The 10,502-nt window shown below is 74.5% G+C and carries 9 protein-coding genes; 3 read left to right on the top strand and 6 right to left on the bottom strand.

Features of this window, described 5'->3' with window-relative positions; all coding sequences use genetic code 11:
• Window positions 1-137: 137 nt before the first annotated feature.
• Window positions 138-1,151, bottom strand: a complete 1,014-nt coding sequence (adhP, locus tag ACFC0B_RS40125; RefSeq protein ID WP_376098206.1) for an alcohol dehydrogenase AdhP — start codon at window positions 1,149-1,151, stop codon at window positions 138-140.
• Window positions 1,152-1,411: 260 nt separating this feature from the next.
• On the opposite strand from adhP, the gene ACFC0B_RS40120 reads away from it, so the two are divergent.
• Window positions 1,412-3,370 (top strand): glycoside hydrolase domain-containing protein, encoded by a 1,959-nt coding sequence (locus ACFC0B_RS40120; protein WP_376098203.1) that lies wholly within the window; start codon window positions 1,412-1,414, stop codon window positions 3,368-3,370.
• Between the two features lie 82 nt (window positions 3,371-3,452).
• On the opposite strand, the gene ACFC0B_RS40115 is transcribed toward ACFC0B_RS40120, so the two are convergent.
• Complete coding sequence (locus ACFC0B_RS40115; RefSeq protein WP_376098200.1) at window positions 3,453-3,836, bottom strand: VOC family protein; 384 nt, start codon at window positions 3,834-3,836, stop codon at window positions 3,453-3,455.
• A gap of 313 nt (window positions 3,837-4,149) precedes the next feature.
• Between ACFC0B_RS40115 and ACFC0B_RS40110 the strand changes: the two genes are divergently transcribed.
• Complete coding sequence (locus ACFC0B_RS40110; protein WP_376098197.1) at window positions 4,150-5,583, top strand: MFS transporter; 1,434 nt, start codon at window positions 4,150-4,152, stop codon at window positions 5,581-5,583.
• Window positions 5,584-5,816: 233 nt separating this feature from the next.
• The gene (locus tag ACFC0B_RS40105; RefSeq protein WP_376098194.1) at window positions 5,817-6,950 is read left to right on the top strand and encodes a serine hydrolase domain-containing protein; all 1,134 of its coding nucleotides are present in this window, start codon (window positions 5,817-5,819) and stop codon (window positions 6,948-6,950) included.
• A gap of 73 nt (window positions 6,951-7,023) precedes the next feature.
• On the opposite strand, the gene galK is transcribed toward ACFC0B_RS40105, so the two are convergent.
• The 4 genes from galK to ACFC0B_RS40085 all read right to left on the bottom strand — a co-directional run bounded on the left by galK (window position 7,024) and on the right by ACFC0B_RS40085 (window position 10,453).
• Window positions 7,024-8,178 carry a galactokinase gene (gene galK / locus ACFC0B_RS40100; protein WP_376098191.1) on the bottom strand — a complete coding sequence of 385 codons (1,155 nt, stop codon included), beginning with the start codon at window positions 8,176-8,178 and terminating at the stop codon, window positions 7,024-7,026.
• Window positions 8,175-9,380 (bottom strand): galactose-1-phosphate uridylyltransferase, encoded by a 1,206-nt coding sequence (gene galT / locus ACFC0B_RS40095; RefSeq protein ID WP_376098188.1) that lies wholly within the window; start codon window positions 9,378-9,380, stop codon window positions 8,175-8,177. The genes galK and galT overlap by 4 nt, the downstream gene beginning before the upstream one ends.
• A gap of 99 nt (window positions 9,381-9,479) precedes the next feature.
• The gene (locus ACFC0B_RS40090) at window positions 9,480-9,791 is read right to left on the bottom strand and encodes a sulfurtransferase TusA family protein (RefSeq protein ID WP_376098185.1); all 312 of its coding nucleotides are present in this window, start codon (window positions 9,789-9,791) and stop codon (window positions 9,480-9,482) included.
• Entirely contained in the window at window positions 9,788-10,453 is a 666-nt protein-coding gene (locus tag ACFC0B_RS40085; RefSeq protein ID WP_376098182.1) for an ArsR/SmtB family transcription factor, read from the bottom strand. The genes ACFC0B_RS40090 and ACFC0B_RS40085 overlap by 4 nt, the downstream gene beginning before the upstream one ends.
• Window positions 10,454-10,502 lie beyond the last annotated feature (49 nt).

Below are 10,502 nucleotides of genomic sequence, written 5' to 3'. Positions count from 1 at the left end.
CCGCACCCGCACCACCCACTTCGCAGCACTTCGCCCCGCCGAGCACTAGCTCGGCGGGGCAAAATGATCACGACCCCGAATTCGCCAACAGCGTCCGGCGGCTACGGCGGGGCCGCGCGCGTCGGGGCGGGTCGGGGTCAGCGGAGGTCGAAGACCAGGCGGGCGGAGACCTTGCCGGTGAGGACCTCGTCGAAGCAGGTGTTGACGTCCTCCAGCCGGCGGGTCTCGCGGATGACGCGGGTGCGGCCGAGGGCGTGGAGCTGGAAGACCTCGGCGAGGTCCTCGCGGGTGCCGACGATGGAGCCGATGACCTTGGTGCCGTTGAGGACGGTGTCGAAGACGGGCAGTTCGAGCTTGCCCTCGGCGGGGAGGGCCACCAGGACGAGGCTGCCGCCGCGGCGGAGGGCACCGTAGGCGGCCTGGAAGGAGGCGTTGCTGACGGCGAGGGCGATGGCGGCGTGGGCGCCGCCGAGCTTCTGGACCTCGGCGGCGACGTCGACGGCGCGGGCGTCGAGGACGTGGTCGGCGCCGAGCTCGCGGGCCAGGGCGAGCTTGTCGTCGGTGACGTCGACGGCGATGGTCTCGGCGCCGGCGATCCGGGCGTACTGGAGGGCGAGGTGGCCGAGGCCGCCGATGCCGGAGATCAGGACGCGGGTGCCGGGGCCCGCGCCGGAGACCTTGAGGGCCTTGTAGGTGGTGACGCCGGCGCAGGAGAGGGGCGCGGCGTCGAGGGGGTCGATGCCGTCGGGCACGGGGACGACGTAGTCGCCGTGGGCGAGGGCGTACTCGGCGTAGGCGCCGTCGACGGAGTAGCCGCTGTTGTGCTGCCGGGTGCAGAGGGTCTCCCAGCCGGAGACGCAGTGGTCGCAGCGCCCGCAGGCGTCGGCGAGCCACGGGATGGCCACCCGCTCGCCGACCCGGACGTGGCGGACCTCGGCGCCGGCCGCCTCGACGATGCCGACGCCCTCGTGGCCGGGGACGAAGGGCGGGTTCGGCTTGACCGGCCAGTCGCCGCGCGCGGCGTGGATGTCGGTGTGGCAGAGGCCGGAGGCCTCGATCCGCACCCGCACCTGGTGCGGGGCGGGGTCCGGCACCGGGCGCTCCTCGATCACGAGCGGCTGGGTGAAGTCGTGGACGACGGCGGCCTTCATGGTTCTGCTCCTGCCCTTCGTGCCGGCGGGGCGGTTCCCGATCCCGGGACCCCGTTCCTCTCCATCCCACGTCACCGCAGGCCGGGCCGCCAGGGCCGGACGGGTGAACCCGGAGGGACCATGGTCCCCCGTCGGCGGGGGGCTTTTGGTGGGTACCCGCAGCATTCGGTGTCGGAGCCCCCGGGTACTGTCCCTGACGGTGATCAATCACCCGGCCGCGCCGGGAGGGCGGGCCGCGACGTGAGGGGGACTCAACCGTGTTGTTCGGAAGCACTTCCGCACCGCAGCGGTGGCGCGGTGCCGCCGCCGCGCTGGCGGCCGCGGCCCTGGTGGGTGGCGCGGCGGGCACGGCACAGGCCGCACCGGCCGCCGATCCGCTCAAGAACGTCTCCTACCTCGGCCACGCCTTCTCCGTCCCGGAGAGCTGGCCGGTGGTCGACCTGGCCGCCGACCCGACGGCGTGCGTGCGGTTCGACCGCCACGCCGTCTACCTGGGCACGCCCGGCGCCGAGCAGAACTGCCCGGCCGGGCTGACCGGCCGCACCGAGGCCCTGCTGGTCGAGCCCGCCGCGGACGGCGCGGCGGCCGGCACGACCGTGAACGCCCTGGGCCACGAGGTGGTCGCCGAGGCGCCCGGGATCCGGGCGACCGGCACCTACGACACCGACCAGGCGCTGGTCCGCCGCGTCCTGGCGAGCGCCGGGCTGCCGACCGGCGCGCCGAAGGGCACCCCGGCCAAGGGCGCCCAGAGCAAGGGCGCGCAGAGCAAGGGCGCCCCCTCCAACGGCGCCCAGGCCAAGGGCTCGGCGCCCGCCGCCGGTGCGCCCGCGGCCGCCGCGGCGACGCTCAGCACCGCCGCCGCGGACCTGACCAACTACACCGGTCTGGGCTTCGACGCCTGCACCGCGCCGGACAACACCCTCATGGACGCGTGGGTCACCGGCTCGCCGTACCGGGCGGTCGGCGTCTACATCGGCGGCGCCCGCCGGGCCTGCGCACAGCCCAACCTGACCGCCTCCTGGGTCCAGCGCCAGGCCAACGCCGGCTGGAAGTTCCTGCCGCTGTACGCCGGCACCCAGGCGCACCAGATCGTCTCGCCGGACGCCGAGGGCCGTGCCGCCGCCGACGACGCCGCCACCCAGGCCGCCGCCCTCGGGTTCGGCACCGGCTCGCTGCTGTACTTCAACATGGAGTCGTACAAGGTCGACCTGTACTCGGCCAAGGTCCTGCCGTTCGTGTCCGCCTGGTCCGCCCGGCTGCACGAGCTCGGCTACAACGCGGGCTACTACAGCAGCAGCTCGACCGGCATAGCCGACCTGGTGGCCCACCAGGGCAACGGCTACACGATGCCCGACGCGCTGTGGACCGCCAACTGGAACGGCGACCAGACCACCAACGACCCGCGGATCCCCGCGTCGCTGTGGGCCGACCACCAGCGGGTGCACCAGTTCCAGGGCAACATCGAGGAGACCTGGGGCAACCGGAAGCTCCCGATCGACCAGAACTACCTGGACGTCCAGCTCTCCGCCCGCACCCCGGGCCGCTCCCTGGTCGGCGTGTACCGCCCCACCACGCGGCAGTTCTTCACCGCCGACGCCAACGGCAACGTCGCCGGCTCCACGACCTACGGCGACCCGGGCGACCGCCCGCTGACCGGTGACTGGAACGGCGACGGCCGGGACACCGTCGGCATCTTCCGGCCGTCCAGCAACCTCTTCGCCCTGTCGAACGACCAGGGCAGCACGGTGGCGGTCTCCCAGCAGCTCGGCACCACCGGCGAGATCCCGGTGGTGGGCGACTGGGACGGCAACGGCACCGACACCATCGGTGTGTTCCGCCCCTCCGACGCGAAGTTCTTCCTCACCAACGACAACGCCACCGTCTCGATCGTGGTGGCGATGGGCAACCCCAACGACACTCCGGTCATCGGTGACTGGAACGGCGACGGCCGGGACACCATCGGCGTCTACCGCTCCGTCAACCAGACCTTCTACCTGAGCGACACCAACGCCGTCGGCCAGGTCGACCACCAGCTGGGGTTCGGCAACCCCGGGGACACCCCGATCGTCGGCGACTGGGACGGTGACGGGACCGACCAGGTCGGTGTCTACCGCGCCACCGAAGCGACCTTCTTCGGCGCCGCCAAGGACGCCCCGACGGTGGTCTACAACGTCGGCTTCGGCAACCGGGGCGACCGGCCGGTCGTCGGCCGCTGGTAACTCCGGCAGGACCGGCGGGCCGTCGCGGGACACTCGTCCCGCGGCGGCCCGCCGGCTTTTCCGCACACGGTGGCCCGAGCGGTCAGGACTCGCGGTCGACGATCCGGCGGACCAGCTCCGGGACCCACTCGACGTACTCGACCTCCGCGCCGTCGGCGTGGCGGGCGTACAGGAAGCGGCCGGTCGGGGCGGCCGTCTCGGGGGTGGTGACGACGGCTCCGGCCGCCTCCAGGGCCTCGCTCAGCTCGTCGAGGTCGGAGACCACGACGGTCGCCGAGGCGTGCGCGTACTTGGCCCGCTCGGCGGGCGGGCCGGCGATCACCAGGAAGTCGCCGATGGCGGCGAGCTCGATCTCGTGGAAGCGGAACAGCAGGTCCGGCTCGGCCCCGGTGAGGGTGCGCAGCAGCGGGAGCGCGTGGTCCACGCCGTCGGCCCAGAGCCGGGCATAGGTCTTGAGGATGGCCATAGGTGCTCCGAGTCGTCCGGCGGCTTTCGGTGACATCCGGTGTCAATCCGCCGAACGCCGGGTCCCCGACAGGTACCGAATCACCGTAAGCGGGTGAACTCCCGTACAGAAGACCGTACTTTGCGGTGCGTCAGTGCCCGTCGGTAACCGACCCGCCACCTCGGGCGGAACTCCTCGCGACCGCCCGGTGAACCGGGCCGGGCCCGCTCCCCCTCCTCGCCCGACGGGACCACTCTTGCTTGTTGATACCCCCTGGGGGTATGTTTCCCACGCCTCGAAGACATACCCCCACCCGGTATAGGAGAACGTGGTCATGTCCGATCCCACCGCCGTGTCCGCGGCACCGGCCGCGCCGCCCGCGGCCCCTTCGCCCCGCCGCTGGACGGCGCTCGGGCTCATCGCCCTCGCCCAGTTCATGGTGATCATGGACACCTCGATCATCGGGGTCGCCCTGCCCGGGATGCAGTCCGCGCTCGGCTTCACCCAGGAGGGCCTGTCCTGGGTCTTCAACGCCTACGTCGTCGCCTTCGGCGGCCTCCTGCTCCTCGGCGGGCGGCTCTCCGACCTGTTCGGCGCCAAGCGCCTGTTCGCCGCCGGCTGGGTCGTCCTCGCCGCCGGCTCGCTGCTGGCCGGCCTGGCCGGGAACCCCGGACTGGAGCTCACCGGCCGCGCCGTCCAGGGCGTCGGCTCCGCGCTGATCGCCCCCGCCGCGCTCACCCTCCTGATCAGCCTGTTCGGCGCGCGTCCGCAGGAGCTGGGCAAGGCGCTCGCCCTCTACGGCGCGGCGGCCCCGGCCGGCGGCACCGCCGGCGTCTTCCTCGGCGGCGTGATCACCCAGTACCTCAGCTGGGAGTGGGTCTTCTACGTCAACATCCCCGTCGCCCTCGGCGTCCTGCTCGCCACGCCCGCCGTGATGCCCGCCGCCCCCGCCCGCCGCGGCTCGGTGGACTGGCTCGGCGCGCTCACCGTCACCGCCGGCCTCGCCGTCTCCGTGTACGCCGTCGTCCGCGCCCCGGAGACCGGTTGGGGCTCGGCGAGCACCTGGCTGGCACTGGCCGGCGGCGCACTGCTGATCCTCGCCTTCGTCGCCCTCCAGGCGAAGCGGCGCGAACCGCTGATGCGCCTCGGCATCTGGCGCAGCCCCAACCTGGCCGGCGCCAACCTCGCGCAGCTCCTGATGGCCGCCGCCTGGATCCCGATGTGGTTCTTCCTGAACCTCTACCTCCAGCAGGTGCTCGGCCTGAAGGCCTTCGCCTCCGGCGCGGCACTGCTGCCGATGACCGCCGCCATCATGCTGATGATGATCGTGCTGGCGCCCCGGCTGATCGCCCGCTTCGGCCCCAAGCCGCTCATCGTGACCGGTCTGCTCGCGCTGGCCGGCGGCATGCTCTGGCTCTCCTTCGCCCGCCCCGACGGCACCTTCGCCGTGGACGTGCTGCCCGCCTCGCTGCTCGCCGCCGTCGGCATGTCGCTCGCCTTCATCCCCTCGCTCGGCACCGCCCTCGCCGTGCCGGACCCGGCCGAGGGCGGCCTCGCCTCCGGCATCGTCAACACCAGCTACCAGATCGGCTCCGCACTCGGCCTCGCCGCGATGACCGCGCTGGCCGCCGCCAACGGCTCGCGGGAACTCGGCGACCCGGTCGCGCTGACCGACGGCTTCTCCGCCGCCTTCCTCGGCGCCGCCGCCCTCGCCGTGCTCGGCGCGCTCGCCTCGGCGCTCACCATCCGTACCGCGAAGAGCGGTTGAGCCCCCGGGCCGGACGTCCGCGAGGTTCCCCGCCCCTCTCCCCTTCGCCCCCCTCCCCCGCCCCTGCTCCCGCCCCCGCCGGACCCGGTGGGGGCGGGAGCCTGTCCGGGAACCGCTCAGGGGCCCGCTCCGGGAGATCTCCGGGCGCGGTCAATCCGCAGGATGATCCGGGCCCGGCCGGGCACGGCGGAGTCTGGTCCCGGGGGGCGGGCCTCATCGACCCGGAGGAACCAATGAAGCGCAGCAGCAGGACAGTTCGACGCGCGATGGGCGCGGCGGCGGTGGCCGGCGCCCTGACGGCGGTGGCCGCGGCACCGGCGGCCGCCGCGCCCGGCGGGCCCGCGCACGCGGCGACCAGGGCGGCGATGGAGCGGAGCCTGCGGGACTCCGCACTGCCCGGCATGGTCGCCACCGCCGTCGACCCGCAAGGGAGTTGGTCGGCCGCCACCGGGGTGGCCGACACCACGACCGGACAGCCGCGGTCGCCCCGGGAGCGGTTCCGGATCGGCAGCGTGACCAAGCCCTTCGTCGCGACCGTGGTGCTCCAACTCCGGGCCGAGGGGCGGATCGACCTCGACGACACCGTGGAGCGGTGGCTGCCCGGCCTGGTGAGCGGGAACGGGAACGACGGATCCGCCGTCACCGTCCGCCAGCTGCTCAACCACACCAGCGGCGTCTTCGACTACGGCGACGACCCCGGGATGGGCGCGACCCTGTTCACCCCGGCCTTCCTGGCCCGGCGCTACGACACCTACAGCCTGGAGCAGTTGGTGCGGATCGCGGTCGCCCATCCCCCGGTCTTCGCGCCGGGGACCTCGTACCGGTACTCCAACACCAACTACCTGCTGGCCGGGATGATCATCGAGCGGGTGACCGGCCGCCCGTACGGCGAGGAGGTGGGGCGGCGGATCGTCCGACCGCTGGGGCTGACCGGGACGAGCGTGCCCGGCACCGCGACCGGCCTGCCCCGGCCGCACGCCCGCGGCTACTCGACCCTGTTCGGCGGCTCGGCGACGCCCCTGGACGTCACCGAGCTCAACCCGTCGATGGCCGGATCGGCGGGCGAGATCGTCTCCACCACCGCCGACCTGACCCGCTTCCTCTCCGCCCTGATGCGCGGACGGCTGCTCCCCCGGGCCGAGTTGGACGAGATGACCACCCCCGGCCCGCACGGCAGCGGCGGGCTCGGCCTGGGCTCCGGGACCCTCTCCTGCGGCGTCACCGTCTGGGGGCACGACGGCGGCATCCACGGATCGTCGACGCTGGCGCTGACCACCGGGGACGGACGGCACGTCCTGGCGCTCAACACCAACGCCGACTGGTTCCGCGACAAACTCCCGCTGGCCGAGGCCGAGTTCTGCGGCTGACCGGGCGGCTGACCGGGCGGCTTCGGACAGCGCGCGGGCGGGGTGGGGCGCGGTGCGGGCGGGGCGCGGCGGGTCAGGACTCCCGGCGGGCCCCGTCCGCCGGAACCGCCCGGTACACCTGCGGCTCGGCGTACCCGGCCGCCGCGAAGGCGCCGACCACCGCCTCGGCCACCGCCTCCGCCCGCTCCGTCGCCACCAGGGCGATCACCGAACCGCCGAAGCCGCCGCCGGTCATCCGCGCGCCGAGGGCCCCGGCGGCGACGGCGGTGGCGGCCGCGAGGTCGGTCTCCGGGCAGGAGGTCCGGTAGTCGTCGCGCAGCGAGGCGTGGCCGGCGGTGAGGATCGGGCCGAGCGCGGCCGGGCCGTACCGCTCCAGCTCCTCGACGGCCCGTTCGACCCGGTCGTTCTCGGTCACCACGTGCCGCACCAACGGCACCAGGTCGGCGGGCAGTTTCCCGAGGGCGGCGGGCAGGTCGGCCGGGGCGAGGTCGCGCAGGGCGGGCAGCCCGAGCAGGGCCGCGGCCCGTTCGCAGCCGGCCCGCAGGGCGGCGTAGGCGCCGTCGGCGAGGTCGTGCTGCACCCGGGTGTCGAGGACCAGCAGGGTGAGGCCGGCGCCCGCCAGGTCGAGCGGCACGTGCCGGGCGGAGAGGTCGCGCGCGTCCAGGTGCAGGGCGGCCCCGGCGCGGCAGGCCATCGAGGCCATCTGGTCCATGATCCCGCAGGGCACGCCGACGAACTCGTTCTCGGCCCGCTGCGCCAGCAGGGCCGACTCGTACGGCTCCAGCCCCAGGTCGTACAGGTCGTTGAAGGCGGTGGCGACGGCGCACTCCAGCGCGGCGGAGGAGGAGAGGCCGGCGCCGGCGGGCACGTCGCTGTCGAGCAGCACGTCGGCGCCGCCCACCTCGTACCCGGCCCGGCGCAGCGTCCACACCACGGCCGCGGGGTACGCGGCCCAGCCCGCCACGCCGCCCGGGGCGAGCCCGGCGACGTCCAGCTCGACGACGGCTCCGGGCACCCGGGTCGAGGTGAGCCGCAGCACCCCGTCCGCGCGGCGGCGGGCGTAGGCGCGCACGGCCTGCGGGATCGCGATCGGCAGCACGAACCCGTCGTTGTAGTCGGTGTGTTCGCCGATCAGGTTCACCCGGCCGGGGGCCGCCCAGACGCCCTCGGGGGCGTGGCCGTAGAGCTCTTCGAAGGTGCTGCCGAGCGTGCTGCCGGTCGTGGTCATCCCTGCGGTCCTCCGTCGGTGGGGGCGGTGGGGGCGGTGGCGGTGGGGGTGCTGGAGGGCGCGGCCTCGCGCAGGCGCCGGGCGGCGTCCTCCGGGGCGACGTCGTTCATGAACGCCTCCATGCCGGACTCGGTGCCCGCCAGGTACTTGAGCTTGTCGGCCGTCCGGCGGACGGTGAACAGCTCCAGGTGGAGGGCGAATTCCGCCTCCTGCCCGACGGGCGCCTGATGCCAGGCCGCGATGTAGGGCGCGCGGACCGGGCGGCCGCCGTCGGCGGGGTCGGTGAAGAGGTTGTCGAACCGGCGCAGCAGGTCGAGGTAGACCCGGGCGAACTCGGCGCGCTCGGCCTCGGTGAGGTGGGTCAGGTCGGGGACCCGGCGGTGCGGGTGGAGGTGGACCTCGTAGGGCCAGCGGGCGGCGAAGGGCACGAAGGCCGTCCAGTGCTCCCCGGCGAGGACCACGCGCGAGGAGGTCCGCTCGGCGGCGAGGAGGTCCTCGAAGAGGTTGCGGCCGGTGGCGGCGCGGTGGCGGGCGGCCTGCTCGATCATCCGGGCGGTGCGCGGGGTGGTGAAGGGCAGCGCGTAGATCTGGCCGTGCGGATGGGCGAGGGTCACGCCGATCTCGGCGCCGCGGTTCTCGAAGCAGTACACCTGCTGGACGCCGGGCCGGGCGGAGAGCGCGGCGGTGCGGTCGGTCCAGGCGTCGAGCACCAGGCGGGCCCGGTCCTCGTCCAGGTCGGCGAAGGAGGCGTCGTGGTCGGCGGTGAAGCAGACCACCTCGCAGCGGCCGACGCCGGGGCGGCGGCCGTGCAGCGGGTCGTCGTCGGGCTGCACGGGGTGGGTGCCGGGCTCGCCCGCGAGGGAGGGGAAGCGGTTCTCGAAGACGGCCACCTGGTAGTCGGCCGCCGGGATCTCGCTGAGCCGGCCGTCCCGGCTGGGGCAGAGCGGGCACTCATCGGCCGGCGGGTGGTAGGTGCGCGCCTGCCGGTGGGCGGCGATGGTCACCCAGGCGCCGGTCAGCGGGTCGAGCCGGACCTCCGAGGAGGGCGCGGCGGCGTCCAGCGGCCGCCGGTCGGCGACCGTCCGGCCGGCGGGCGGCGTGCCCCGGTCGTAGTAGATCAACTCACGGCCGTCGGCGAGTTCGGTGACGGTCCTGGTCGTCGTACCGGCCGGCCCGGCCGGGTCGGTCACCGTTGCGGGCATGACGTGCTCCCTCTCATGGGGCTTCCCTTCAACCACATGACCAAACAATATCGAACAGGAACCAACATGCACGCCGCCGGGGTCGATGAACGGCACAGGTCAGTCGGCGACCGGGTGCCACGGGGCGCCGGGCCGGGTCGGTGTCGGGTCCGCCGCCAGCCGCAGCGCGTAGACGTCGCGCCCCTCCGGGTCGGGCACGGGGCCGAGGTAGCGGTGGCCGGTCAGGTGGCACCAGGCCGGCAGGTCGAGCGGCGCCGCCGGATCGGTGCTGACGATGTGCACCGCCGTCCCGGCGGGGAGGCCCGTGATGCGCTTGCGCAGGTGGAGCAGCAGGGTGACGCAGAGCATGCCGGTGCCGTCCACGAGGACCGCCCCGGACTCGTCGGCCCCGATGGCGGCGGGGGCGGTCACGCGGCACCCGCCTCGACCGGGAGGGCCGCCAGGCGCCATTCGAGCATGCCGTCGGCGAGCCGCTTCGCGCTGCGGCCGCGCGCGGCGAGCAGCCGTACGGCGTCGTGGGCGAGGACGCAGTTGGCGCCCCGGCAGTACGCGACGACCTCCGGCGCGGCGGGCAGTTCGGCGAGCCGGCCCTCCAGTTGGTCCAGCGGGACGGACCGGGCGCCGGGGATGTGCCCGGCGGCGTACTCCTCGGCCGGGCGCACGTCGATGACGGTCGCGGTGCCCGCCTTCACCCGCGCCAGCAGCTCCTCCCGGGTGAGGTGGTCGGTGTCCGGCGGCCCGAGGTAGGCGGCACGGGCCTCCCCGGTGGCCGCCAGGTGGGCGAGCGCGACCTGCTGGAGCTGCGCGTACAGGGCGGCGACGTCGTCACCGGCGAGGCGGTAGTGGATGCGCACGCCGTCCCGGCGGGTGGCCACCAGCCCGGCCCGCTTGAGGGCCTGCAGGTGGGCGGAGGCGGTGGTCAGCCCGAGCCCGGCGGCCCTGGCGAGGGCGTCGACGCTCCGCTCGCCCTGGGCGAGCAGGTCCAGCAGCTCCAGGCGCTTGCCGTTGGACAGCGCCTTGCCGGCGGTCGCCAGCGCGTCGAACAGCGCGGCCTTGCGTGCGGGATCTCCCATGACATCCTCCATAATTCCATGGATTATTGTAGAAGCGGCAGGACGAGCC

It is taken from the genome of Kitasatospora sp. NPDC056184 (assembly GCF_042268405.1).
Taxonomy (GTDB): Bacteria; Actinomycetota; Actinomycetes; order Streptomycetales; family Streptomycetaceae; genus Kitasatospora.
The sequence above is the reverse complement of the archived record's forward strand: the minus strand, read 5'-3'. Positions and strand labels throughout refer to the sequence as shown.